25 protein-coding genes are annotated in these 25,652 nt (G+C 69.6%); 4 read left to right on the forward strand and 21 right to left on the reverse strand.

What is annotated here, in order from left to right:
* Positions 1 to 324: 324 nt before the first annotated feature.
* Genes fmt through G361_RS0110375 form a run of 4 tightly spaced genes read right to left on the reverse strand, consistent with a single transcriptional unit; the run spans position 325 to position 3,646 of the window.
* Positions 325 to 1,248, reverse strand: coding sequence for a methionyl-tRNA formyltransferase (fmt, locus tag G361_RS0110360; RefSeq protein ID WP_019927011.1), 924 nt, complete (start codon positions 1,246 to 1,248; stop codon positions 325 to 327).
* Positions 1,248 to 1,838 carry a peptide deformylase gene (def, locus tag G361_RS0110365; protein ID WP_052172767.1) on the reverse strand — a complete coding sequence of 197 codons (591 nt, stop codon included), beginning with the start codon at positions 1,836 to 1,838 and terminating at the stop codon, positions 1,248 to 1,250. The genes fmt and def overlap by 1 nt, the downstream gene beginning before the upstream one ends.
* Positions 1,839 to 1,870: 32 nt before the next feature.
* Complete coding sequence (locus G361_RS0110370; RefSeq protein ID WP_052172646.1) at positions 1,871 to 2,938, reverse strand: triacylglycerol lipase; 1,068 nt, start codon at positions 2,936 to 2,938, stop codon at positions 1,871 to 1,873.
* Between the two features lie 54 nt (positions 2,939 to 2,992).
* Positions 2,993 to 3,646 (reverse strand): helix-turn-helix transcriptional regulator, encoded by a 654-nt coding sequence (locus G361_RS0110375; RefSeq protein ID WP_019927014.1) that lies wholly within the window; start codon positions 3,644 to 3,646, stop codon positions 2,993 to 2,995.
* A 172-nt stretch (positions 3,647 to 3,818) separates the two neighbouring features.
* Between G361_RS0110375 and G361_RS43105 the strand changes: the two genes are divergently transcribed.
* Positions 3,819 to 4,286, forward strand: a complete 468-nt coding sequence (locus tag G361_RS43105) for a GNAT family N-acetyltransferase (protein WP_196814455.1) — start codon at positions 3,819 to 3,821, stop codon at positions 4,284 to 4,286.
* Between the two features lie 12 nt (positions 4,287 to 4,298).
* Here G361_RS43105 and G361_RS50265 read toward each other — a convergent pair whose 3' ends face one another.
* From G361_RS50265 to pyrR, 17 genes are all read right to left on the reverse strand, one after another.
* Complete coding sequence (locus G361_RS50265) at positions 4,299 to 4,439, reverse strand: hypothetical protein (protein ID WP_019927015.1); 141 nt, start codon at positions 4,437 to 4,439, stop codon at positions 4,299 to 4,301.
* 204 nt (positions 4,440 to 4,643) lie between these two features.
* Positions 4,644 to 4,832, reverse strand: coding sequence for a hypothetical protein (locus tag G361_RS0110390; protein ID WP_155981396.1), 189 nt, complete (start codon positions 4,830 to 4,832; stop codon positions 4,644 to 4,646).
* Between the two features lie 85 nt (positions 4,833 to 4,917).
* The gene (locus G361_RS0110395) at positions 4,918 to 5,424 is read right to left on the reverse strand and encodes an Rpn family recombination-promoting nuclease/putative transposase (RefSeq protein WP_019927017.1); all 507 of its coding nucleotides are present in this window, start codon (positions 5,422 to 5,424) and stop codon (positions 4,918 to 4,920) included.
* 102 nt (positions 5,425 to 5,526) lie between these two features.
* On the reverse strand, positions 5,527 to 8,562 hold the full coding sequence (locus tag G361_RS50850) for a primosomal protein N' (protein WP_231387013.1): 3,036 nt from the start codon (positions 8,560 to 8,562) through the stop codon (positions 5,527 to 5,529).
* 91 nt (positions 8,563 to 8,653) lie between these two features.
* Positions 8,654 to 9,868 carry a methionine adenosyltransferase gene (metK, locus tag G361_RS0110405; protein WP_026342889.1) on the reverse strand — a complete coding sequence of 405 codons (1,215 nt, stop codon included), beginning with the start codon at positions 9,866 to 9,868 and terminating at the stop codon, positions 8,654 to 8,656.
* Positions 9,869 to 10,091: 223 nt separating this feature from the next.
* A complete protein-coding gene (coaBC, locus tag G361_RS0110410; RefSeq protein ID WP_019927020.1) occupies positions 10,092 to 11,309 on the reverse strand; it encodes a bifunctional phosphopantothenoylcysteine decarboxylase/phosphopantothenate--cysteine ligase CoaBC in 1,218 nt (405 codons plus the stop codon).
* A 59-nt stretch (positions 11,310 to 11,368) separates the two neighbouring features.
* Positions 11,369 to 11,644, reverse strand: a complete 276-nt coding sequence (rpoZ, locus tag G361_RS0110415) for a DNA-directed RNA polymerase subunit omega (protein ID WP_019927021.1) — start codon at positions 11,642 to 11,644, stop codon at positions 11,369 to 11,371.
* A 17-nt stretch (positions 11,645 to 11,661) separates the two neighbouring features.
* Complete coding sequence (gene gmk, locus G361_RS0110420) at positions 11,662 to 12,255, reverse strand: guanylate kinase (protein ID WP_026342891.1); 594 nt, start codon at positions 12,253 to 12,255, stop codon at positions 11,662 to 11,664.
* Between the two features lie 7 nt (positions 12,256 to 12,262).
* Entirely contained in the window at positions 12,263 to 12,583 is a 321-nt protein-coding gene (mihF, locus tag G361_RS0110425) for an integration host factor, actinobacterial type (protein WP_019927023.1), read from the reverse strand.
* A gap of 622 nt (positions 12,584 to 13,205) precedes the next feature.
* Positions 13,206 to 14,030 (reverse strand): orotidine-5'-phosphate decarboxylase, encoded by an 825-nt coding sequence (gene pyrF / locus G361_RS0110430; RefSeq protein WP_019927024.1) that lies wholly within the window; start codon positions 14,028 to 14,030, stop codon positions 13,206 to 13,208.
* The gene (locus G361_RS0110435) at positions 14,027 to 14,275 is read right to left on the reverse strand and encodes a hypothetical protein (protein ID WP_155981397.1); all 249 of its coding nucleotides are present in this window, start codon (positions 14,273 to 14,275) and stop codon (positions 14,027 to 14,029) included. The genes pyrF and G361_RS0110435 overlap by 4 nt, the downstream gene beginning before the upstream one ends.
* Positions 14,276 to 14,457: 182 nt before the next feature.
* Positions 14,458 to 17,859 carry a carbamoyl-phosphate synthase large subunit gene (carB, locus tag G361_RS43115; protein WP_036494098.1) on the reverse strand — a complete coding sequence of 1,134 codons (3,402 nt, stop codon included), beginning with the start codon at positions 17,857 to 17,859 and terminating at the stop codon, positions 14,458 to 14,460.
* A 70-nt stretch (positions 17,860 to 17,929) separates the two neighbouring features.
* The gene (gene carA, locus G361_RS0110445) at positions 17,930 to 19,045 is read right to left on the reverse strand and encodes a glutamine-hydrolyzing carbamoyl-phosphate synthase small subunit (RefSeq protein ID WP_019927027.1); all 1,116 of its coding nucleotides are present in this window, start codon (positions 19,043 to 19,045) and stop codon (positions 17,930 to 17,932) included.
* Complete coding sequence (locus tag G361_RS0110450; protein WP_019927028.1) at positions 19,042 to 19,548, reverse strand: hypothetical protein; 507 nt, start codon at positions 19,546 to 19,548, stop codon at positions 19,042 to 19,044. Before G361_RS0110450 ends, carA begins: the two co-directional genes overlap by 4 nt.
* The gene (locus tag G361_RS0110455; protein ID WP_019927029.1) at positions 19,548 to 20,870 is read right to left on the reverse strand and encodes a dihydroorotase; all 1,323 of its coding nucleotides are present in this window, start codon (positions 20,868 to 20,870) and stop codon (positions 19,548 to 19,550) included. The genes G361_RS0110450 and G361_RS0110455 overlap by 1 nt, the downstream gene beginning before the upstream one ends.
* A 71-nt stretch (positions 20,871 to 20,941) precedes the next feature.
* Complete coding sequence (locus tag G361_RS0110460; RefSeq protein ID WP_019927030.1) at positions 20,942 to 21,907, reverse strand: aspartate carbamoyltransferase catalytic subunit; 966 nt, start codon at positions 21,905 to 21,907, stop codon at positions 20,942 to 20,944.
* Positions 21,904 to 22,509, reverse strand: coding sequence for a bifunctional pyr operon transcriptional regulator/uracil phosphoribosyltransferase PyrR (gene pyrR / locus G361_RS0110465; protein WP_019927031.1), 606 nt, complete (start codon positions 22,507 to 22,509; stop codon positions 21,904 to 21,906). Before pyrR ends, G361_RS0110460 begins: the two co-directional genes overlap by 4 nt.
* A gap of 181 nt (positions 22,510 to 22,690) precedes the next feature.
* Between pyrR and G361_RS0110470 the strand changes: the two genes are divergently transcribed.
* The 3 genes from G361_RS0110470 (at position 22,691) to G361_RS0110480 (ending at position 25,545) form a co-directional block, all read left to right on the forward strand.
* A complete protein-coding gene (locus G361_RS0110470; RefSeq protein ID WP_019927032.1) occupies positions 22,691 to 23,581 on the forward strand; it encodes an alpha/beta fold hydrolase in 891 nt (296 codons plus the stop codon).
* A 105-nt stretch (positions 23,582 to 23,686) separates the two neighbouring features.
* Positions 23,687 to 24,133, forward strand: a complete 447-nt coding sequence (locus G361_RS0110475) for a MarR family winged helix-turn-helix transcriptional regulator (RefSeq protein ID WP_019927033.1) — start codon at positions 23,687 to 23,689, stop codon at positions 24,131 to 24,133.
* Positions 24,130 to 25,545 (forward strand): MFS transporter, encoded by a 1,416-nt coding sequence (locus G361_RS0110480; RefSeq protein WP_019927034.1) that lies wholly within the window; start codon positions 24,130 to 24,132, stop codon positions 25,543 to 25,545. Before G361_RS0110475 ends, G361_RS0110480 begins: the two co-directional genes overlap by 4 nt.
* Positions 25,546 to 25,652: the final 107 nt, after the last annotated feature.

The raw sequence follows: 25,652 nt of genomic DNA on the forward strand, positions 1-25,652 counted from the left end.
GTCCGGTGCCGGGCGCGTCGGTACCGCTGCGCCACTTACCGTTTCGTCCGGTCTCCCCCTGTGCCCGCGCACGATCGGACTCGCGGCCGCGGGTGGATTCACCGGCGCGCCTGTCGTTTCCGGACGATGCCCGGGTGCCGCGATCGGCCCCGCTCGATTCGGGGCCGGCGGGGCGGCGGGGTGGCTTGCCGGTGGCGTCGCGACGCGATTCCTGGCGGCGGTCGCGGTCGGCGGGTACCCCGCCGGAGCGAGAAGTGTTGCGTTGGTTGGTATTCGCACCGGCCGTGCGGCCGGAGTCGTCGCCTCGTCCCCGATCGGGGCGCGTCACGCGACCACCGCGCCAGGCTCGAGGCGGGCGCCGCGAGCCCAGTCGAGGGCGGGCATCATCCGTTTGCCCTGGGGCTGAACCTGATCGAGGCGGACCGCAGTGGTGGCGGTGCCGACGAAGACGCCGGATTTGCGGACCTCGATGGTGCGCGCGGGCAGTGTTTCCTCCACTAGTTCGACGGGGCCGAGTTTGAGGCGGATACCCTCGACCTCGGTCCAGGCGCCGGGAGCGGGGGTGACGGCCCGGACGCGGCGGCCGATCGCCAGCGCGGGCTGATCCCAGCGGATGTGGCCGGTTTCCGCATCGAGTTTGGGGGCATAGGAGACACCGTCGGGACTCTGCGGAATCGGTTGCAGGACACCGTCTTCGATGCCGTCCATGGTCGACTCGAGCAGTTGCGCGCCGGTGCCGGCCAAGCGGTCCAGCAGCACACCCGCGGTGTCGGTGACGGCGATCTTCTCGGTGACCACGCCGAATACCGGGCCGGTGTCGAGACCCTTCTCGATCTGGAAGGTCGAGGCGCCGGTGAATTCGTCACCGGCGAGCACGGCCGCCTGGACCGGGGCCGCACCGCGCCAGACGGGCAGCAGCGAGAAGTGCAGATTCACCCAGCCGTGGGCCGGGATGTCGAGCAGGCGCTGCGGCAACAGCGCGCCGTAGGCCACCACGGGGCAGCAGTCCGGCGCGAGTGCGGTGAGTTCCGCGACGAACTCCGGGTCGGACGGCTTCTGCGGGGTGAACACCGGGATACCGTGCTCGTCGGCGAGCAGGCCGACCGGGGAGCGGGTGACCTTGCGGCCGCGACCGGCGATCGCGTCGGGACGAGTGACGACCGCGACCACCTCGTGGCGAGCGGAGTCGAGCAACCGCCGCAACGACGGGACGGCGGGTTCCGGGGTGCCGGCGAAGACCAGGCGCATCAGCGGCCACGCCCCGAGACCGCGGCCTCACGGGTGGCGGCGACCTCCGCGGCCGACATCACCGTCTTACCGGCGTTGAACCAGGCCGACTCCCGGACCGCGCGCATCGCCTCCTTGCGCGAGGTCTGGTCCAGCCGCTGCAGGTACAGCACACCGTCCAGGTGGTCGGTCTCGTGTTGTACGCAGCGCGCGAGCAGGTCGGACGCGTCGAATTCGACGGGCTCGCCCTCGGCGTCGAGTCCGCGCGCGACGACCCGCATGGCGCGAGTGACGTCGTAACGCAGGCCCGGTATCGACAGGCAGCCCTCGGGACCGGTCTGCTGTTCCTCGCCGACCACCTCGAAGGTGGGGTTGACCAGCGCTCCCGCGGAGCCGGCGGCGGCCGACCGGCCGTCGCGGCGGGTGTCGTACACGAACACCCGCAGCCCGACCCCGATCTGCGGCGCCGCCATCCCGACGCCACCGCTGCCGTGCATGGTGTCGGTGAGGTCGCTCACCAGCTGGCGCAGTTCCCGGTCGAATGCGGTGACCTCGTCGGCACGAGCACGCAGAACGGGATCGCCGAACAGGCGAACGGGCTGGATGGTCACGGCGATCTCCCCGGACGAGCGAACAAGTTGTTTCATTTTACGGGTCCGGCCGACCCCATCCCGCCCGGTCCCGATCCGGTCTCCGGCGCGTGCGCGGCGATGACGACCTCGGGGATCTCGGTACCCAGCGGTACGGGCGTGCACTTCGGCTGCGGCGCGTGCTCCGGATCGAGCACGCCGAGCAGCAATTGCTGCACGTACGGGTCGTAGACCATGTGGAAGTGCCCGGTCAGATCGACCGGGCACCGCTGCTGCAGCACGATGTTCTCGGCGCCGGGACCGCGCAGGGCCATGTTCTCGAATGGCTGGATCATCTCGTCGACGCGACTGCCGATAGTGGTGTATCGCACTCCCGGCACGGTGTCGCCGCCGTCGTTCAGCTCCTGCATGAACGTGGATCCGGCGGCCTGCTGCCGCACCGCGGTCGAGGTGACGTGCGCGGCGATCCACCACAGCGGCGGTACGACATTCGCCAAGGGGACCAGGCCGTACAGAATGCCGCCGTAGGTGGGCGAGGCCACTCCGACCCATTGGCCCACCCGGGCCGCCCCGCCGAGTTTGTTGACGTAGTACCGGGTCACGACGGCGCCCTGTGAGAAGCCGACCAGATCGACCTTCTTCGCGCCGGTGGCGGCGAGCACATCGCCGACGAATGCGGCGAGTTGCCGTCCCGAGAGGTGGATGTCGTCGTTGCCGAAGTTGGCGCCGCCCGGCTCACCGCCGTAATTCAGTGCGAAAACACAGAATCCGGCCTGCACCAGTTCCGGGCCGATGCCCGCCCAGTCGGCGTAGGCGGTCGAACCGCTACCGTGCGCCAGCACCACGGGATCCGGGTGCGCAGCGCTCGGCTTGCAGTGAAAGTCGTTGGTGCCCAGCGGTGTCGCATTCGGGTGGTCTGCCAGGTGCCGGGCCGCGCCGAGATGTTCGGACTGCGCGGGGCCGGGTTCGGTCGGGACCACGGGCGGGCGGTAGTCGGCGGATCCGTCCGGATCCGCGACCGCGACCGCGCCGGAAAGCCATACAGCGCAACTCAGCGCGATCGCGACCGCGACTCCTCGTTGTGACCGGCGCCAACTGCGCCGCCCCCGAATTTGTGCCATCTCCCGATCATCGCGTATCCCTGGTGGAAAAACGCGCTGGGACACGGCCTTTCGTCACGGCTGCTGGTCGGTGACATCGTCGGCCAGGATCCGGTAGATCGCGCGGCGCGCCTCGGTGAGCACCTCGGCCGCCTTGGCCGCCTGCTCCGGCGAGCCCGCCCGCGCCGCCTGCGCCACCGCACCCATCAACTGGTGTACCTGTCCACGCAGGTCCAGCGCCTGATCTCCGACGCCCGCCCGGACGTCCTGCCACGGATCGCCGAGCTCCTCGCGGTTGTCCCCGAGGTAGGTGACACCCTCCTCGGTGAGCTTGGCGGTCTTGCGCCCGGCCACCTTGTCGATGAGCACCAGACCCTCGTCCTCGAGCTGGGACAGTGCCGGGTAGATCGAGCCGGGGCTCGGCCGCCAGACATCGTCGCTACGCTCGCGGATCTGCTGGATGAGCTCGTATCCGTGCATCGGCCGCTCCTGCAACAGCAGCAGGATGGCCGCGCGGACATCACCGCGCCGACCCCGGCCACCACGCCCGCGACCGCGGCCGAAGTGCCCGCCACCGCCCGGACCGAACCCGGGTCCGAATTCGGACCCGAACGGGCCACCGCCGAATCCCGGACCGAAACCGCGGTGATCCCGCGGATGCCGGCGGAAGTGCTCCCGCCCGCCCGGTCGCGGACCACGTCCACGACCACGAATGCTGTTGTTTCCCATGTCTTCCATGGAGTGCCTCCTGAGGCTTCGTTCTTACGATTACGTTGTCAACGATATATCGTCAATGTATCTACTGCAAGGGATGAAGCGAAGTGATCCATGACACGAACCGGCCGATCGGCACTCGACCCAGCCCGCGAACCCTGCCCGACCGGGCGATCCGGCTTGCAGAATGAGGCGATGCCGACAGCGCCGACGATCCGCCCCGCCGTCCCCGCCGACTACGACGCCATCGTCGCGGTGGCCGACGAGTGGTGGGGCCGCCCGATCGTCGCGGTACTCCCCCCGCCTGTTCCTGGACCATTTCGCGGCGACCAGCCTGATCGCGGAATCCGGCCCCGACCTGGCCGGTTTCCTCGTCGGCTTCCATTCCCCGACCGACACCGAGGCCGCCTACATCCACTTCGTCGGCGTACACCCGGACCGGCGCGGCGCCGGTACCGCCCGCACTCTGTACCACCGGTTCTTCGCCGCCGCAGTGGCGGACGGTCGCCGCGTCGTACGCGCGATCACCTCACCCGGCAATCAGGGCTCGGTGGCATTCCACACCACTCTCGGGTTCACCGTCCGCGACTCGGTCCCGGATTACCACGGCCCCGGCCGGCCGATGACGACCTTCGAACGACAGCTCCGGCCGTAACCCGCCGCCGAGCTACGAATCCCCTTCGGCGACAAGCTTTCCCAGCTCGGCAATCTTGTGCGCGAGCGATTCCTCGGCAGGTTCCACCGGCGTCGTCCGCCGCCGCGAACCGGCCCCACCGGCCATCAGCCCGACCCGCCCCTGCTGCTCCACCAACCACCTACCGCAAACACACCGCAAATATCGAGTGGTGCCGCGCGACGAGATCAGCATGGGCGATGGCCAGGCGCAGGTAGGGCAAATAGCGGGCATACCGCCAGCCTGGACACCGCCCACCGCTAGTACAAGCATGCCGACGGCGTGGCGCGAGAATTCCCGGCAACCAAATCCTGTCGCCACCCAAACCTACCCAGCAGGCTAGTTATCTTCTGGCAACGACTGCGGAGTAGGCGGCTTCTCCGGAAGAATCGCCTCGATCGGCGAAGTCGCAAGAAGCCGCCGGGACACTATCGGCAGAGTGTCCACATCTGCCGAACGAACCATCTGGACGATGTAGTCCGGGAGCAGCCCGTACTTATACGACAGCATGTCGAGCAGCTGGTCCATCTGCCCTTCTACGTATCCCTCGATCCACCACTCCTGTTGAGCCCATCCCAGGTCTCGGAATCGGTCTGTCGAGTTCATCCGTGGCCTATTCGGCGACTACGTCATCGATCGAGGTCGCGAAAATAAACCGCCGCGACAGATCGCGAAGCGTGGCTGCGTCCGCCCCACGCACCCTCCGAAGCACACGTTCGGAGAGCGGGCCGAACTTGATCGACAGCTGATCGACCAACTGCTCCGCCTGTCCCTCGACACGTCCTTCTGCTCGCAAGTCGTCAGCGATGGTCACCATGGCCTCCTTGGCGCTCGGCCCGATCCGTTCGAATATCGACGGATCCTGGCTGCTCTGGTGTTCGATCAAGAAGTACACGAAGGCGTCGCGGGTGGCCCAGCGGGTGCGGAACAGGATGTCGCTGTAGCGGGAACGCAACTCGGCGGGCACGAAGCTGACCGACTGGCGTTCCATCACCGTCCAATCGAATCGGTCCTTCATCTCGGCGGGCAGGACCGCACGGATTTCACCGGCCGCCGTTTCGGGATCGGACAGTTCCGCACGGAAGTAGGCGTCGTGCGGGTTGCTCGGTTTCTCCCCCATACCCGGCAAAGTACCGACATCGTCACGGCGGTGCCAGAATTTTTCCGAAAGCTCGCCGTGAAAGCTGTGTGCGGCAAGCTTTTACGGCGTAGCGACACGCCGTCAGCCGATGTCGACCGGGTCGATCTGGACGCGGAGGGGGGCGTCGTCGCGGTGGGTGCTGCGGACCGCTTGGGCGGCAGTGAGGGCTCTGGACAGGGCCGCGCCGGCCGAGCGATCGACGCGGAGGATCATGCGTTCGACCTCGGCGGGAGAATCGCCGGAGGAGAACGGTTTTCGGGCGCCGGGGGGCAGCGGGACCGGGCCGAGTAGCTCCACTCCATCGGGAAGCTTTGTCTCGCTGAGCAATTCGGCCACGGAATCGGTGGTGCCGTCGACGACGGCCAAGCGGACGGCCGGGGGGAAGCGAACCTCGGTGCGGGCGTTCAGTTCCAGATCGGCGTGGCCCGCCGGATCCCAGCGCACCAGCGCCTGCACGGTCGGCAGTGCCGGGTCGGCCATGACGATCACCTGGCCGGTCGGGCGGACCAGGGTGGCGGCGGACATCCAACGGCGCAGCGTGTCCTCGGCGGCGCGCAGGTCGGCCCGGCCCAGCAGGGCCCAGCCGTCCAGCAGCAGGGCGACGCCGTACCCGCCGGGGGCCGAGGGTTCGGCGCCGATGGTCGATACCACCACCTGCGGGCCCTCGGGAACGGTGTCCAAGACCTCGGTGCCGCCGGAGCCGCGGATCGGTATTCCCGGGAAGGCCCGGCCCAGTTCCTCGGCGGTGCGGGCGGCGCCGATCACCACCCCGCGCAGGACCCGCGACCCGCAGGTCGTGCAGCGGAACGCGGCCTCCACGAGGCCGCACCATCGGCAGCTGGGGCTGTGCGCGACCGCACCGGACTCTTTGCGGGACAAGGTGATTCCGAGGTCGCGCGCCGAACCCGGATGCGCCGCGCGGATGTCCGGCTCGTCCGGCGGCGGGGAGTCGTGGCGCGCGGATTCGTGTAGTGCGGCCGCCGCTGCGGCACCACGTCGCTGCGCACGGGGCCCGGCGGTGCGCCGATCACCTCGTCCGCCGGACGTGTCGTTGCCGTCCGGCAGCGCCAGCGGGCCGTTGCAGTGCCGGCAGCGGGCCGGTGTCCGGCATTTCGAGCACGCCAGCGCCGGAACGTAGCCGCGGCGCGGAACCTGCACGAGCACAGGCATTCCCGCGGACAACGCGCGGCGGGCGGCGGTGAACGCGACGCCGGGAATCCGGGCCGCCCGAGCCACCGGGTCCCGTTCCAATGCCACATCGGTGTCGCCGGGAGCGCTGATCCGCGGCGCGTTCTCCCGCACCACCGATCGGTCGGCGACCAGGTCGTGGGCCCAGCCGGTCCGGACCACGGCGTGGATCTCCGCCGTGCGCGCGAATCCGCCCGCGACGAAGGCCGCGCCGGACTCGTGCACCCGCAGCATCGCCACCTCGCGCGCATGCGAATAGGGTGCGCGCGGTTCGGCGTAGGTGTCGTCGCCGTCGTCCCAGATCATGATCAGGCCCAGGTCGCGCGCGGGAGCGAACACCGCGCTGCGGGTGCCGACGACGATCCGCGCGGTCCCACGCAGGATCGCCAGCCACCGGCGATATCGCGCCGCGGGCCCGAGCCCGGCCGCCAGGCCGACCGCCTGGTCTCCCACGAGATTCGTGCACGCCGCCAGCACCCGATCCAGATCCCGCTGATCCGGAACCATCATGATCGCGGTGCGCCCCGCCGAGACCGTCACCGCCGCCAGCTCCGCGAGCCGCCCCGCCCAATCCTCGCCGGGCAGCGCCTGCCACGCCGCACGCGGACCCTTCCCCTGCGCCAGCGCTCCGACGAACGACATCCCGTGCCGATATCGTTCCCATCCGCTGAATTGCGAAAGATCAACGGCGGCAACGTTCGTCGCCACTGCATCGAGTTGCTCGGCCGCAACTTCGTGCATCGGCCGATTGCCGTCACCAGGCTCCCGCTGCTGAGACGTCTCACGAACCGTCCCGGGCGATTCGACCGACTCGCCTTCTACTTCGATTGCATCCGCCCCGACTCGGTCCGTCGAAGCGTCGGCCTCGTCACGGCGAGCGGCTCTCTCGCGCTCGTCCGAAATATCGCGGTCCACAAGGCCTGAGGTCCGATCGCGAACGATCGAATCGCCCTGGTTCACGGTGGCGGCCTGGCTCGTGGTGGCGGCCGAGTTCGCGTCGGCGGCTGGGTTCGCGGCAGCAGCCGAGTTCGCGGCAGCGGCAGCCGGGTTTGCAGCGGCAACCAGGCACGCAGCGGCAACCGGGTTCGCGGCGGCGGCTGAGTTCGCGGCAGCGGCAACCGAATTCGCAGCAGCAACCGGGTTCGCGGCATCGGCATCGGCATCGGCATCGGCATCGGCATCGGCATCGGCATCGGCATCGGCATCGGCATCGGCATCGGCATCGGCATCGGCATCGGCATCGGCATCGGCATCGGCATCGGCATCGGCATCGGCAGGATTCTGGGGCCGACTGCTGCCGGACGCCACCCCCGAATCGGGTGCGACGCGCATCACATGACTTGCACCGGCCGAAACATCTTGCGGCGCCGCTGATTCCGCAGGCGCGACGACACCGGTCGTTGCCGGATCCCCCGGGGCCGGGTCGGGCTCGGCGCCACGGCCCGTACCTCCCGCCGGATCGGCATCCGGCGCCGGACCAACCGACTCCGGGGCCGGAGCATCACCGGACATCCCGGCGGCGGCGTCGCCCGCCGCAACCGTATCCGTCGGCGAAAGCGCTTGTTTCCCACGCTTTTTCGGTGGTTTGTTCGGATCCTCGGCCTCGGTTCTGGCATGCCGGGGCGGGATGGCCAAGCGGAGGACGTCGGCGCGGGTGCCGGCGTAGCGGGCCGCGACGGCGGTGACCAGGCGAAGAATCTCGGGAGTGAGGACACGCTCGCCGGAGACCACCCGGTCCAGCGGCATCAGGCGGCCCGTGTGATCGGTGCGGTCGAGTCGTTCGAGGATGTAGCCGTCGACCAGGCGACCCGAGAAACGGATACGGACGCGCACGCCGGGCTGGGCGAGCGCGTCCATATCGAGGGGAACGAGATAGTCGAAATCGCGGTCCAGATGGGCCGGTTCGAGCAGTGGCAGGACCCGGGCGATCGGGTGCGACGGGCTGGTGGCAGGCCCGGTGGTGGAGTGCGCGGCCGCGACCGATCCGCGACTGCCACCACCGGGCACTGCCTCCGTCACATCAGAGTCCGGCGGCGGCGCGCAGCTTCTCGGCGCGGTCGGTACGCTCCCACGGCAGGTCGATGTCGGTGCGGCCGAAGTGGCCGTACGCGGCGGTCGGTGCGTAGATCGGACGCAGCAGGTCCAGGTCGCGGATGATCGCGCCGGGGCGCAGGTCGAAGACCTCGCTGATCGCGGCGGAGATCTGCTCGGGGGCGACCTTCTCGGTGCCGAAGGTCTCCACGAACAGGCCGACCGGGGCGGCCTTGCCGATGGCGTACGCGACCTGCACCTCGGTGCGGTCGGCCAGGTCGGCGGCGACCACGTTCTTGGCGACCCAGCGCATGGCGTACGCGGCCGAGCGGTCCACCTTCGACGGATCCTTGCCCGAGAACGCGCCGCCACCGTGACGGGCCATGCCGCCGTAGGTGTCGACGATGATCTTGCGGCCGGTGAGGCCGGCGTCGCCCATCGGGCCGCCGAGGACGAACTTGCCGGTGGGGTTGACCAGCAGCCGGACGTTGGCGGTGTCCAGCGGACTCGGCAGGGCCAGCTCGGCCAGCACCGATTCCAGGACCTTCTCGCGGATGTCGGGGGCGAGCAGGTTGTCCAGGTCGATGTCGGCGGCGTGCTGGGTGGACACGACGACCGTGTCCAGCCGGACCGGGATCGCGCCGTCGTATTCGATGGTGACCTGGGTCTTGCCGTCGGGCCGCAGGTACGGCAGCACGCCGGACTTGCGGACCTCGGTCAGCCGGCGGGCCAGCCGATGCGCGAGCGCGATCGGCAGCGGCATGAGCTCCGGGGTCTCCTTGGTGGCGTAGCCGAACATCAGGCCCTGGTCACCCGCGCCCTGCTGCTCGATCTCGTCGTCGGAGCCGCCGACGCGGGACTCGTGGGACTTGTCGACACCCTGCGCGATATCGGGCGACTGCGCGCCGATCGCGATGTTGACGCCGCAGGACGCGCCGTCGAAACCCTTGGCCGACGAGTCGTAACCGATCTCGAGGACCTTCTCGCGGACGATGGTCGGGATGTCGGCGTAGGCCTCGGTGGTCACCTCACCGGCGACGTGCACCTGACCGGTGGTGACCATGGTCTCCACTGCGACGCGGCTGCGGTGATCCTCGCGGAGCAGTGCGTCGAGGATGGAATCGCTGATGGCATCACAGATCTTGTCCGGATGACCTTCGGTCACGGACTCACTCGTGAAAAGCCGGCTACCGGACTTGGGCACAGTTATTCCCTCTCCTCAACGGATACTTCGCTCGGGTCGCAACGGTAGCGGCACACCGCCACCGCACAACCCTTCAGATCAGAATATTCCAAACCACCGACAGTGGGTACGCTGTACGCACCACTATTCCACACCATCATCCATGGGGTGGACGGCACGCGCACGTCGAACCGCTGCCGGAGCCTCCGGCGTGTCGATGGGTATTTCCGGGAGCGGCCGCCGCTCAGCGCAGCAGCGGTCCCAGCGCATCCAGCACCCGGCTGGCCAGCAAGGCCTTCGAACCGTGGTCGAGGGCCTGTTCGGTGCCGTCGGCGCCGAGCAGCCAGCCGTCGTTGTGGTCGACCTCGAAGGCCCGGCCCTCGCCGACCGCGTTGACCACCAGCAGATCACAGCCCTTGCGCTTCAGTTTGGCCCGAGCGTGGGTGAGGACGTCGCCGTGTTCGTCGCCGGTCTCGGCGGCGAAGCCGACGATGGCGGTACCCGGCAGCCGGCCGTCGTTGCGGGCCTGGACCAGACCCGCGAGGATGTCGCGGTTCTTGGTCAGCTCGATCGACTGCGGCTCGTTCGCGCCCTTCTTGATCTTCGCCGCGGCCACGTGCACCGGCCGGAAATCGGCCACCGCCGCGGCCATGATCACCGCGTCCGCGCCGACGGCGTGCTTGTCGACCGCGACGCCGAGCTGCTCGGCGGTGGTGACGTGCACCAGCTCGACGGCGGCCGGCGGCTCCAGGCCGACGGTGTTGCCCGCGATCAGCGTCACCTGCGCACCGCGCTGGGCGGCGAGCCGGGCGACCGCGAACCCCTGTTTACCGGAGCTGCGATTGCCCAGGAAGCGCACGGGATCCATCGGTTCCCGGGTACCGCCGGCGGACACCACGACGCGCCGGCCCTCCAGATCGCGCGGAACGGCGTCCGCGCGTTCGAGCAGCAGCGACGCCAGGCCGAAGATCTCCTCGGGTTCGGGCAGCCGGCCCGCACCGGTATCGGCGCCGGTCAGGCGGCCCGAGGCGGGTTCGATCACGGTGGCGCCGCGCGCACGCAGGGTCCGCACGTTGGCGACGGTCGCCGGATGCTCCCACATCTCGGTGTGCATCGCGGGGGCGAACACCACGGGACATCGAGCGGTGAGCAGGGTCGCGGTGAGCAGGTCGTCCGCGCGGCCCATGGCCGCCCGCGCCATCAGGTCGGCCGTCGCGGGGGCGATGACCACGAGATCGGCTTCCTGGCCCAGACGCACGTGCGGAACCTCGGGGACATCGGTGAACACATCCGTGTGCACCGGATTGCCCGACAGCGCCTCGAAGGTGGCCCGGCCGACGAACTGCAGTGCCGACTCGGTCGGAATCACCCGGACATCGTGCCCGGTCTCGGTGAATTTCCGGACCAGCGAGCAGGACTTGTATGCGGCGATCCCGCCGCCAACACCGACTACGATCCGCATCTGATCAAGCCTTTTCGATCGCAGGTGGCGGCGGCGTCACCACGCCGCCGCGCGCGGAGTCACTCGCCTTCGGAGTGCTCGAGCAGGTCGGCGTGGATCTCACGCATGGCCACCGACAGCGGCTTCTCCTGGAGGCCCGGCTCGACCAGCGGCCCGACGTACTCGAGGATGCCGTCGCCGAGCTGGTTGTAGTAGTCGTTGATCTGACGCGCGCGCTTGGCCGCGTAGATGACCAGTGCGTACTTCGACGACGTGCGCTCGAGCAGTTCATCGATCGGCGGGTTGGTCAGGCCGACCGGGGTGTCGTACGCGGGCACGGCCTTGGTGTCGCTCACTCGGGAGACTCCTGGGGTTAGTTCCGGTGGTGGCTCGAATTTGTGCTAACGAACAACGATACCAACTGCTCACAGGCACTGGTCAGGTCGTCGTTCACGATCACTGTGTCGAACTCGTCACAGGCCGCGAGCTCGGTTCTCGCCGTCTGCAACCGGCGTTCGATCACCTCGGGGGATTCGGTGCCGCGGCCGGTCAGCCGCTCGACCAGAACGTCCCAGCTGGGCGGGGCCAGAAACACCAGCAGTGCCTCCGGCATGGTGATACGGATCGAACGGGCCCCCGCCAGGTCCACCTCGATCAAGACATGTTTGCCGGCCGCGATCGCGGTCCGGACCGGGTCGGCCGGGGTACCCGACCGTTGCAGGCCGCCGTGGATGTCGGCCCACTCGAGCAGATCCCCCTGTTCGATCATCGTGTCGAACTCGGCCCTGGTCACGAACCGGTAATCGCGGCCGTCGACCTCACCGGGCCGCGGGGCCCGGGTAGTGGCCGACACACTGAACACCAGTTCCGGCAGCCGTTCGCGCACACAGCGAACAACTGTCGACTTCCCGACGGCCGAGGGGCCGACCAGTACAACCAGTCGACCCTTCTGCGTGTGTCCGACCACTCTCGGCTCAGGCCGTGAAGTCGAATTTGGCCAGCAGCGCCTTACGCTGCCGGTCACCGAGGCCACGCAGGCGCCGGGTCGGCGCGATCTCGAGCTCGCTCATGATCTCCGCCGCCTTGACCTTGCCCACCTTCGGCAGGGCCTCCAACAACGCCGACACCTTCATCTTCCCGAGAACCTCGTCGGTCTCGGCGTCCTTCAGGACCGTCTTCAGGTCGGTGCCGCCACGCTTCAAGCGCTCCTTGAGCTCTGCCCGAGCGCGGCGAGCGGCAGCCGCCTTCTCCAAAGCAGCGGCGCGCTGCTCGTCGGTCAGCTGGGGAAGGGCCACGGGGTTCCTCCGTCTCATCGTTCATTGCATGATCTACCACCGGTAACCCGGCGGTCTCAGCGACCGTACCCACGCCGCCTGCCGATTGCGAACCCACCCCCCAGGTCAGCGACGGATTCCGGGCGTGTCAGGAGCCGGTGCGAGGGTGGCGGCGACGCGCCCGGGGTCAGTCCGCGGATCCCGTCGCCGGAACCCTTCGCAACCCCGTGACCTGGGCTTTTCCGTAGGGCGAGCGGGCCCGGGACGGGAGCGGCGGCGGTCCGGATCCGGTCGTGATCGACCTGTTATCGCGCGACCTGGAACTTTCTTGAATTCCTCGGCGTGTCGCTCTTTTTCGCGTCTGCGTGTCGCGTGTCGCGACCCCCGCAAGGGGCTTTCCGGAGGGCCGCGCGACCCGGCCGCGGAGGGGGCTCGCAATACCGGCGGAAAGACCCACTGACGCGGAAAAACACATCGGTGTGATTCGTCGTGCCGACCCGGGATGCCGGTGGCTCAGCGGCCCGATTTCGAAAACGGACCAGTCGGAATTCAATCAGGTTACGCCGAGCGTGCCCGAGAGCACACTCGCGCGCGTGCGCGCATCGACCCCGGACGGGAGGGGAAATGCCCCGATCGGGCGGCCCTACGGCTGGAGGAATGCGAATCCGGAGGCGAGTTCGCGCACCCGCTGCCGCAGTGCGCTCACCGCCGGACCCGCCCCGAGCACCTCGCGGGAGACGCTCGGCACCACGGCCGGCAGCACCTGCGGCGGGACCAGCGACCGGATCGACTCCGGTCCCCCGCCCTGCGCGCCCACTCCGGGCATCAGGATCGGCCCGTTGAGCCGGCTCAGATCCGGCGCGGCCGCGAGGGTCGCACCCACGACCACGCCGACCGAGCCGAATTCGGGACCGGCGTTGCGCGCGGCCGCGGCGTCGACCATGGTCTGCGCGAGGGTGCGGCCGTCGGCGGTCGCGGTGTCCTGCACGGCGGCCGCCTCGGGATTCGAGGTGGCCGCCAGGACGAACACGCCACGGTGATTGGCCGCGGCGAGATCGAGTGCCGGCGCCAGCGAGCCGAATCCGAGATACGGCGACGCGGTGACCGCGTCGCCGGCCAGTGGCCCGTCGCCGAGCCAGGCGTCGGCGTACGCGGCCATGGTGGAACCGATGTCACCGCGCTTGGCGTCGGCGAGCACCAGCGTGTCCAGCGAGCGCAGTGCGGCGATCGTGGACTCCAGGACGGCGAACCCCGCGGACCCGTAGGTCTCGAAGAACGCCACCTGCGGTTTCACCAGCGCCACCTGGCCGCCGAAGGCGGCCACGCAGATATCGGCGAACCGCCGCAACCCGTCGGTGTCCTCGCCGAACCCCCACGCGCGCAACAGCGCCGGGTGCGGGTCGATGCCGACGCACAGTGGGCCGAATTCGGCCATGGCGTGGCGCAGCCGGACACCGAACGGCTTCACTGCTGGTCCGCCGTGGAACCGGCCACCGCCAGTTCGAGCTCGTCGGTGGCCGTGACGGCCTCGGGTTCCGGTTCGATGGGCGCGGGCGACCGGTCGATCGGCGGCGTGGCCCGGAAGCCGACGGCGCCGTAGGTGCCGAACCCACCCGCCTTCCGCAGACCGCGGATGTCACCGCCACCGCGCGGTGTCACCTCACCGGGCATCGGCACCCCCGCGGTGTCGATCGCCCGCCGACGCGGCTTCACCCGTCCGGCCCCCACGGGCCGAGCCCCTGCACCAAACCCGATGGCTCCCACCGTAATTCTCTCCCGTCAGTGTTGCGTAGGACGTCTGCGACGTCGTGTTGCGTAGGACGTCTGCGACGTCGTGTCGCTCGACGTCGGCGACGCCGGTCTTCCGTTCGAACGTGTCCGAAGCCCCTGCGTGGTTACGCCGGGCTTGCACCTCGGGACTCTTCGGTCACGTCCGCGCGCAGCACGGCATGCAACTCCTGGAGGGAGCGCACACCTATGCCGCCGTTTATTGTGGCCTCGATACCCTGTACGGCCGCAGCCGCACCCTGCACCGTGGTTATGCACGGAATGTTCGCACCCACCGCGGCGGTCCGGATCTCGTAGCCGTCGACCCGAGGTCCGGAGTTCCCGTAGGGGGTATTGAACACGATGTCGATCTCACCATCCTTGATCTGATCTACGATCGAGGGACCAAGAATGTCCGATGTCGTGTCGGCGCGGTGAATATCCGAGGCCGTGTTGTCGCGCTCGCCCGTCACTTCCGGATCGGAGTGCTTCCGCACAGTCTGGCACGGGATGCCGTTGCGGCGGAGCATTTCGGCGGTGCCCTCGGTGGCCAGGATCCGGAACCCCAGATCGTGCAGGCGCTTCACCGGGAACACCATCGCGCGCTTGTCCCGGTTGGCGATCGAGACGAACACCGTGCCCTGCGTCGGCAGCGACCCGTAGGCCGCGGTCTGGCTCTTGGCGAAGGCGGTGCCGAAGTCGGCGTCGATACCCATGACCTCGCCGGTGGACTTCATCTCCGGCGACAGCAGCGAGTCGATGCCCGAACCGTCGGGGCGGCGGAAGCGGTGGAACGGCAGGACCGCCTCCTTGACCGCGACCGGCGCGTCCATCGGAGCGTGACCACCGTCTCCCTCGGCGGGGAGCATCCCCTCCTTGCGCAGTTGGGCGACGGTGGCGCCCAACATGATCCGGGCCGCGGCCTTCGCCAGCGGCACCGCGGTCGCCTTGGACACGAACGGAACCGTGCGGCTGGCACGCGGATTGGCCTCCAGCACGTACAGCACATCGTCCTTCAGCGCGTACTGCACGTTCAGCAGGCCGCGCACGCCGATCCCCTTGGCGAGGGCGGTGGTGGAGCGGCGGACGGACTCGATATCGCTGCGCCCCAACGTGATCGGCGGCAGCGCGCAGGCCGAGTCGCCGGAGTGGATACCGGCCTCCTCGATATGTTCCATGACCCCGGCGAGGTAGACCTCCTCGCCGTCGCACAGCGCGTCGACGTCGATCTCGATGGCGTCCTCCAGGAACCGGTCGACCAGCACCGGATGTTCCGGCGACACGTCGGTGGCCCGGGAGATGTACCCCTCCAGCGAGGATTCGTCGTAGACGATCTCCATACCGCGGCCGCCGAGCACGTACGAGGGCCGGACCAGCACCGGATACCCGATCTCGGTGGCGATCTTCTTCGCCTGCGCGAAGGTGGTGGCGGTGCCGTACTTCGGCGCGGGCAGCCCGGCCGCGGTCAGCACCTGGCCGAATTCGCCGCGGTCCTCGGCCAGGTCGATCGCGGCGGCCGAGGTACCGACCACCGGCACGCCGGCGTCGGTCAGCCGCTGCGCCAGGGCCAGCGGGGTCTGGCCGCCGAGCTGCACGATCACGCCCTCGACCGTGCCGGACTCCTGCTCGGCGTGGAACACCTCGAGCACGTCCTCGAAGGTCAGCGGCTCGAAGTACAGGCGATCGGCGGTGTCGTAGTCGGTGGAGACGGTCTCCGGGTTGCAGTTGACCATCACCGTCTCGTAACCCGCGTCCGACAGCGTCTGCGCGGCGTGCACACAGGAGTAGTCGAATTCGATGCCCTGGCCGATGCGGTTCGGGCCGGAGCCCAGGATGATCACCTTCGCGCGCTCGGGCTGCGGCGTCACCTCGGACTCCGCGGCCGGATCCAGCTCGTACGCCGAGTAGTGGTACGGGGTGCGGGCCTCGAATTCGGCGGCGCAGGTGTCGACGGTCTTGTACACCGGGCGGATCCCGAGCCGGTGCCGCAGCGCGCGCACGCCGTTCTCGCCGGCCAATTCCGGTCGCAGCGCGGCGATCTGGCGATCGGACAGGCCGTGGTGCTTGGCGCGGCGCAGCAGCGGCTCGTCCAGGACCGGCGCGTCGAGCACCTCGCGGCGCAGGTCCACCAGGCTCTCGACCTCGGCGACGAACCACGGGTCGATACCGGACGCCTCCGCCACCTGCTCGACCGTCGCGCCCAGTCGCAGCGCGCGTTCCACCTGGTAGATGCGGCCCTCGGTGGGGGTTGTCAGGTCGAGGAGGATGTCCTGTACGTCGGTCCAGCGGCCGTCGGGGCGGGTCCAGAAGCCGGCGGCCTTGGTCTCGAGCGACCGCAGCACCTTGCCGAGCGCCTCGGTGAAGTTGCGGCCCAGGCTCATCGCCTCGCCGACCGACTTCATCGTGGTGGTCAGCGTCGGGTCGGCGCCGGGGAACTTCTCGAACGCGAACCGCGGCGCCTTCACCACGACGTAGTCGAGGGTCGGCTCGAAACAGGCCGGGGTCTCCTTGGTGATGTCGTTGACGATCTCGTCCAGCGTGTAGCCGATGGCCAGCTTCGCGGCGATCTTCGCGATCGGGAAACCCGTTGCCTTGGAAGCCAATGCGGACGAGCGCGACACCCGCGGATTCATCTCGATGACGATCAGGCGGCCGTTGCTCGGGTCGACGGCGAACTGGATGTTGCAGCCGCCGGTGTCGACGCCGACCTCGCGCAGGATCGCGATGCCGAGATCGCGCATCTTCTGGTACTCGCGGTCGGTGAGGGTCATCGCGGGGGCGACGGTCATCGAGTCGCCGGTGTGCACGCCCATCGGGTCGACGTTCTCGATCGAGCACACGATCACCACGTTGTCGCGGCGGTCGCGCATGAGCTCGAGCTCGAATTCCTTCCAGCCCAGGATGGATTCCTCGATGAGCACGTTCGCTGTCGGCGAGGCCGTGAGGCCGCCGCCGGCGATGCGGTCCAGGTCGACATCGTCGTAGGCCATGCCCGAGCCCAGGCCGCCCATGGTGAACGACGGCCGCACGACCACGGGGAAGCCGAGTTCGGCGACCGTGTCGCGGACCTCGTCCATGGTGTGGCAGACCCGCGAGCGCGCGCTCTCGCCGCCGACCTTGGCGACGATGTCCTTGAACTTCTGCCGGTCCTCACCGCGCTGGATGGCGTCGAAGTCGGCGCCGATCATCTCGACGCCGAACTTCGCCAGCGTGCCGCGCTCGTGCAGCGCGACCGCGGTGTTCAGCGCGGTCTGGCCGCCCAGGGTCGCCAGGATGGCGTCGGGGCGTTCCTTCTCGATGATCTTCTCGACGTATTCCGCGGTGATCGGCTCGACATAGGTGGCGTCGGCGAATTCCGGATCGGTCATGATCGTGGCCGGATTCGAGTTGACCAGCGTCACCCGCAGGCCCTCGGACCGCAGCACGCGGCACGCCTGGGTGCCGGAGTAGTCGAATTCGCAGGCCTGGCCGATGACGATCGGGCCGGAACCGATCACCAGGATGTGCCGGAGGTCTTGGCGACGAGGCATCAGACACCTTCCTGTGTCATGCGGGACACCCGCACCCGGTCGGCCCGACAAGTGGGCTGCGCAGTGTCACTCATCGGTCCTCCATGAGATCGGCGAAACGGTCGAACAGGTAGGCCGCGTCGTGCGGGCCGGCGGCGGCCTCCGGGTGGTACTGGACGGAGAAGGCCCGGCCGTCCACCAGTCGCACGCCCTCGACGGTGCCGTCGTTGGCGCAGGTGTGGCTGACCTCGGCGGCGCCGAACGGGGTGTCGAAGCGTTGTCCCGCTTCACCTTCCAGCGCGAATCCGTGGTTCTGCGCGGTGATCGAGACCTGGCCGGTGGCGTGGTCTACGACCGGCACGTTGATCCCGCGGTGCCCGAATTTCATCTTGTACGTGGACAATCCGAGCGCACGGCCCAGGATCTGATTGCCGAAGCAGATGCCGAACAGCGGAATACCTTCGCCGAGAACGGCTTTCGTGAGCGCGACGGCATCGTCCTGGGTGGCCGGATCGCCGGGGCCGTTGGACAGGAACACGCCGTCCGGGTTCAGCTCCCGCACCCCGTCGAGAGTGACGCCCGACGGCACCACGTGCACCCGGATGCCGCGCTGGGCGAACATCCGCGGCGTATTGGTCTTGATACCGAGATCGACCGCGACGACGGTGAACCGGTGTTCCCCGACCGGCTCGATCGTGTAACCGCCGGAGGTGCTCACCTCGGCGGCGAGATCGGCGCCGAGCATCGCGGACTGGCCGGCCACGCGGGCGACCAACTCCTCGACCGGCGCCGCGGCCGCCGCGCCGCTGAAGATGCCCGCCTTCATCGAACCGCGGGTGCGCAGATGCCGCACCAGGGCGCGGGTGTCGATGCCGGCGATGCCGACCACCTGCTGCCGCTCCAGTTCGGCGGGCAGCGTGGTGGTGGCGCGCCAGTTGGAGGCGCGGCGCGCGGGGTCGCGCACCGCGTATCCGGCCACCCAGATCCGCTTCGACTCGTCGTCCTCGTCGTTCCAGCCGGTATTGCCGATCTGCGGGGCGGTGGCCACCACGATCTGCCGGTGGTAACTCGGATCGGTCAGCGTCTCCTGATATCCGGTCATCGCGGTGCAGAACACCGCCTCGCCCAGCGTCTCACCCGTGGCGCCGTAGGCCGACCCGCGGAACACCCGGCCGTCCTCCAGCACCATCAGCGCGATCGCGCTCATTGGTTGTCTCCGTTCGTCGTGCTGGTGTGGGCGCCCGTCCAGGCCGGGTACACCGTCTTGTCGTCGCCGCGGAACCCGGTATCCACCTCGGTCCCCGTCGGCAGCTTCCAGCGAATGACCAGCACACCATCTTCCGTCATGACCTTGCCCGCGTGGCCGCGCTCGGTCCGCACCGCCGTGATGGACTCGCGCGGAATCCAGATCGGCGCGGCGCCGTCGCGCTCCAGCAGTACGCCGCGCTCGAAGCGGGTCAGCTCCGCGGTCGCGCGGAAACCGAGGTCTCCCACCACGATCCGGTTCTGCCAACTCGGTGCGAGCGTCGTCCCGGTGTAGAGGCCGGTGGTCGGCTCCAGCACCTGCGCGCCGAGTTCGGCGGGCACCTGCGGCAGTTCGCCGACGGCGTCCGCCTGGCGCGCGCCGCGCTTGCGCCACGACCGGTACATTCCCCACAGGATCAGCGCGAACAGCGCCAGCAGCAGGAGAACCAGCAGGGTCCGTTCCATTACGACTCTCCTCCCGTCCCGGCGCCGGCACCGGCGCGGATCGACCCGTTCCGGGCGGTGAGCCGGCCGCGCAGGAAGGTGGCTGTCACCCGCCCCGGCAGGGTCATCGCCTCGTAGGGCGTGTTGTTCGAGATGCTGGCCAGGTCGGCGGACCGCACCGTCCACTCGGCCTCGGGGTCGACCAGCACCAGGTTGGCCGGTTCGCCCACGGCGAGCGGCCGGCCCTGATCGTCCAGGCCCACGATCCGGGCCGGATTCTCGCTCATCACGCGGGCCACCCCGCGCCAGTCCAGCAGACCCGGGCGGACCATGGTGTCCACCACCACCGACAGCGCGGTCTCCAGGCCCAGCATGCCGGGCCGGGCCGCCGCGAATTCGCAGCACTTGTCCTGCTCGGCGTGCGGTGCGTGGTCGGTGGCGACGCAGTCGACGACCCCGTCGGCCAGCGCCTGCCGCAGCGCGGCCACGTCGGTGGCCTCGCGCAGCGGCGGATTCACCTTGTTCACCGCGTCGTAGGTCGCGAGCCGCGAGTCGTCCAGCAGCAGATGATGCGGGGTGACCTCGGCGGTGATCGAAATCCCTTGCGCCTTCGCCCATTTCAGGATCTCGACGGTGCCCGCGGTGGAGGCGTGGCAGATGTGCACGCGGGCGCCGGCGTCGCGGGCCAGCAGCGCGTCGCGGGCGACGATCGACTCCTCGGCCGCGCGCGGCCAACCGGCCAGGCCGAGCCGCGACGCGTTCGGGCCCTCGTGTGCCACGGCGCCCGCGGTCAGCCGGGGCTCCTCGGCGTGCTGGGCGATCAGGACGCCCAGCGAGTTCGCGTATTCCAGGGCGCGGCGCATGATCAGCGGATCGTGCACGCACTGGCCGTCGTCGGAGAACATCCGGACCTCGGCCTCGCCGGCGGCCATGGTGCCCATCTCGGCCAGCTGCTTGCCGGCCAGGCCCACGGTGACCGCGCCGACCGGGTACACGTCGACCAGGCCGATCTCGCGGCCGCGGCGCCGGACGTGGTCGGTGACCACCGGGTTGTCGGCCACCGGGCTGGTGTTGGCCATCGCGAACACCGCGGTGTAGCCGCCGAGAGCCGCTGCGGCGGAACCGGATTCGATGGTCTCGGTATCCTCGCGGCCGGGCTCGCGCAGATGGGTGTGCAGATCCACGAAGCCGGGCAGCAGCACCTGGCCGGCGCCGTCGATCGTCTCCACCTCGCCGTCGGTCACGAGATCCGGTCCGAGCGCACGGATCTCGCCCTCACCGAGCAGGACGTCGACGGGTTCGCCCTCGCCGTAGGGCCGGACATTCCTGATCAAGATGGTCATGCTGCGCTTCTCCCGCACGATCGGGAGGCCTCCGTGGTTACGCTCCGCTGCCGCCTCCGGCCTCGACCCGCTCATGCGACGACCTCCTCCGCACCGGCGAGCAGACGGAACAGCACCGCCATGCGCATGTGTACGCCGTTGTTGACCTGTTGCAGCACAGCGGCTTTCGGTGAATCGGCGACCGCCGAGGCGATCTCCATACCGCGCAGCATGGGGCCGGGGTGCAGCACCACCGCGTCCTCGGACAGCAGCGCGAGACGACGTTCGTTCAGCCCGTAGCGGATCGAGTACTCGCGGGCCGACGGGAAGAAACCGCCGTTCATCCGCTCGGCCTGCACGCGCAGCATCATCACCGCGTCCGCACCGGGCAGTTCGGCGTCCAGCGAATCCGAGATCCGCACCGGCCAGTGGGTCACGCCGACCGGCAGCAGGGTGCGCGGCGCGACCAGCACCACATCGGCGCCGAGGATGTTCAGCAGGAAGGCATTCGAGCGCGCCACCCGGCTGTGCAGGATGTCGCCGACGATCACGATCCGCTTGCCCTCGAGCGATCCCAGCCGCTGCCGCAGCGTCAGCGCGTCCAGCAGCGCCTGGGTCGGATGTTCGTGCATACCGTCGCCGGCGTTCACCACCGCCGGGCCGTTGCCCGCGAAACCGCCGGAGCCGCTGGGCATCTCGGCGAACCACCGGGCGATCTGATGTGCGGCGCCGGAGGCCGGGTGCCGCACCACCAGCGCGTCGGCGCCGGCCGCGTGCAGGGTCAGCGCGGTGTCGCGCAGCGATTCCCCCTTGGACACCGAGGAACTGGAGGCGCTGACGTTGATCACGTCCGCACTCATCCACTTTCCGGCGACCTCGAAGGACACCCGGGTGCGGGTGGAGTTCTCGAAGAAGACCGTCATCACGGTGCGACCGCGCAGCGTCGGCAGCTTGCGCACCTCGCGGCCGAGCAGCGCCTGCTCGAATCGCTCGGCGTCGTCGAGCAACCGGGTCGCGGCATCGCGATCGAGGTCGGTCACCGACAGCAGATGCCTCACTGTTCGTCCCCCTGATGCAGGTAGACGCCGTCGCGGCCGTCGTGTTCGGTGAGCAGTACGGAGATGTCCTCACTGCGGGAGGTCGGCACGTTCTTGCCGACGTAATCGGCACGGATCGGCAGTTCGCGGTGGCCGCGGTCGATCAGCACGGCCAGCTGCACCGCGCGGGGACGGCCGAGGTCGCGCAGGCCGTCGAGCGCCGAACGGACGCTGCGGCCGGAGAAGAGCACATCGTCGACCAGCACCACCAGGGCGTTCTCGATGCCACCCTCCGGCACCTGGGTCCGCTCGAGCGGGCGGTGCGGCCGGTTGCGCAGATCGTCGCGATAGAGGGTGATGTCCAGCGAGCCGAGCGCCGGGCGCACCCCGGAGAACTCCTCGATCCGGTCGGTCAGCCGGGCGGCCAACGAGGTTCCGCGCGTGGGGATTCCGATGAGCACCACGCGCGGCGCCCCGGAATCGGCCGCGTCGAGGGCGGTCTTCTCGATGATCTGGTGGGCCATCCGGGCCACGGTGCGGCTCACGTCCTGCGCCGACAGCAACTCGCGCCCGGCCCGGATCCACTCCGGGTCGTGCCGCTGCGAGTATTCGGGCACGGCCATGCCGACCTCCTTCCCCGCCTCACGGGACGGTCCGTTAAAGGATGTCTGTTCGGCTGGAGAGCCTAGCAGCGCGGCGATTCGGCGCTCCCGCCGGTCCCCGCTTTTCGCGACCCGCCGGCGAATCCCCGGCTACGCCACCGCGATGTTGTCATACACTGTAAATTCCACCCCTACCTGTGCCATGCTCGATATCGTGAGCGATGCGAATGGGTTCACGGATCCGACCCCCCTGACCTTCCGGGGCGCCGACGGGATCCGACTCGCCGGAGAGAGCTGGGGGCCCGAGGACGGCCCGCTGGCGGTGTTCCTGCACGGCGGGGGCCAGACCCGGCATTCCTGGAAGGACACCGGCGCCGCCCTGGCCAAGGTCGGGTTGCGCGCGATACTGCTGGACGCCCGCGGCCACGGCGACAGCGACTGGGCCCCGGACGGGAACTACAGCCGCGAGGCCCAGGCCGCCGACCTGCTCGGCATCCTGGCCGAACTGGGCCGCCCGGCGATCCTCGTCGGCGCCAGCATGGGCGGGCTGACCAGCCTCCTGGCCACCACCCTGCCCGGTGGCGAACGGATCGCCGGACTGGTGCTGGTCGACGTGGTGCCGCGCCCCGAGCGCAAGGGTATCGACCGGGTGCTGAACTTCCTGACCGGCAATCCGGCGGGTTTCGCCACCCTCGAGGAGGCCGCCGACGCGGTCGCGGAGTATCTGCCGCACCGCCCCCGGCCGCGCAGTCCCGAGGGTCTGCGCCGCAATCTGCGCGAGCGCGACGGCCGCTGGTACTGGCACTGGGATCCGGCGATGATGCAGCGGCCCGAGAATCCCGAGGATCTCGACCTCAACGCCGACGAACTCGAGGCGGCGGCCCGCGAACTCACCGTTCCGGTGCTGCTGGTCCGCGGCCGGCTGTCCGATGTGGTCGGCGAGGAGAGCGTCGCCGCGTTCCGGGCCCTGGTTCCGCACCTGGAGTATGTCGAGATCGCCGGGGCCGCGCACACCGCCGCCAGCGACGTGAACGACCAATTCACCGACGCCGTCGTCGATTTCGTGCGCGCGCACATCCCGCCCGCCGCCTGACGCACCCTCCCCGTGGCCGCGGCGGGTGCGTGCGGCCGGCAATTACCCAATCCGGATTGAACAACCTGGATTGAACAATTCAGGTTGTCTATCTATCGTGGGGTCATGGATTCCACGCAGACCGTCTCCGAGTCGGCCGTCCGGGCGGCCCGTGAGCTGCGGGTGCTGATCAGCCGGCTGCGGCGGCGCTTCCTGGAGGCCTCCGACAGCCGCGAGCTCACCCCCTCGCAGATGTCGGTGCTGAGCCGGTTGCACAAGCGCGGCGACAGCACCGCCAGTGACCTCGCCGCCGCCGAACGGGTGCGTCCGCAGGCGGTCGCCGCCACTCTCGGCGTGCTCGACGAGCGTGGATTCGTCGAACGTCGCACCGATCCCGCCGACCGCCGCCGCCAGGTGGTGTCGCTGACAAGGGCCGGCCGCGATCTGCTGGACGACCGCGGGCAGGCGGGACAGGAATGGCTGTCCGCCGCCCTGCAGGAACATTTCACCGAGGCCGAACGGGCCACCGTACTGGACGCGCTGGCACTGCTGGAGAGGCTGACCGCGCAATGACGGCCACGCTGGAGCGATTCGGCCGCAGATTCCGGCGACCGGCGCAGGCCGACGGGTTCGACCGGCGGCTGATCGTCCCGATGATCGTGTCGTCGGTGCTCAATCCGGTGAACTCGTCGATCCTCGCCGTATCGCTGGTGCCGATCGGGGTCGCGTTCGGCGCGCCGCCGGCGCAGACCGCGTGGCTGGTGTCGGCGCTGTACCTGGCCACCGCGATCGGTCAGCCGGTGGTCGGACGGCTGATCGACCTGTACGGACCGCGCCGGTTGTATCTCGCGGGCGCCGCGCTGACCGGGATCGCCGGGGTGCTGGGCCTGCTGGCGCCGGCGTTGTGGGTGCTCGTGCTGGCCCGGGTCGTCCTCGGTTTCGGCACGTGCGCGGGCTATCCCGCCTCGATGTACCTGATCCGCAGCGAGTCCCGGCGAACCGGCCACGACAGCCCGGCGCGTGTGCTGACCGCGCTGTCGATCGCCAGTCAGACCGTCGTCGTACTCGGCCCCACCGCGGGCGGACTGCTGATCCATCTGGGTGGCTGGCGCGCCACCTTCGCCGTGAACATTCCGCTGGCCCTGGCCTGTCTGGTCCTGGGTATCCGGCGACTGCCCCGGACTCCGATCGCCCGGCGGGGCAGCCTCGCCGGACTGGACGTCCCGGGTATCGGCCTGTTCGCCGTCATGCTCGTCGCGCTGCTGCTGTTCCTGATGAAACCCGCTGTGGCGCACTGGTATCTGCCGGTGCTCGCGGTGGTCGCCGCGGCCGCGCTGGTGGTGCGGGAACGGCGCACGGCCGAGCCGTTCGTGGACGTCCGCCTGCTCGGCGGGAATCTGCCGCTGGTCGCCACCTATGTGCGCGCCACGTTGTCCGCGCTGATCGCCTATTGCTTCCTGTACGGGTTCACCCAGTGGCTCGAGGACGGCCGCGGGCTGTCGGCGGCCACCGCCGGTCTGGTGCTGTTGCCGATGTCGCTGGCCGGGATCGGCGTCGCGGCACTCACCGGGCGCCGCAACGGAATTCGCGGCAAACTGGTGGTCGGTGCGATCGCGCAGATCGCGGCCGCGAGCCTGCTGCTGGCCGTGCACGCGTCGACCACCATCTGGGTGCTGGTCGCGGCGGTGTGCATCATGGGAATTCCGCAGGGGCTCAACAATCTCGCGATCCAGAACGCCGTCTACCACCAGGCCGAGCCGGAACGGATGGCCTCGTCGGCGGGGCTGCTGCGCACCTTCATGTATCTCGGGGCCATCGGCTCGGCGGCGGCCGGCGGCGCGCTGCTGACCCGGCCCGCGGGTACCGATGCGCTGCACCATCTTTCGCTGTTCATGCTGATCGCGGCGGTGCTGTTCCTGATCATGACCCTCGCGGACCGCTCGCTGGCGCGCCCCGGTCGGCCCGCGGCGGCCGGACAGCCCTGACCGGTCCCGGCGCCGCACGCGCCGATCGCCGCCCGAACCCGTACCGGACACGGCCCCGGCGACCCGGACCGTGGATCCCGCACCGGAAACTGCGTAGTTGCTACTGG

This window comes from Nocardia sp. BMG111209, from assembly GCF_000381925.1.
Classification (GTDB): Bacteria; Actinomycetota; Actinomycetes; order Mycobacteriales; family Mycobacteriaceae; genus Nocardia.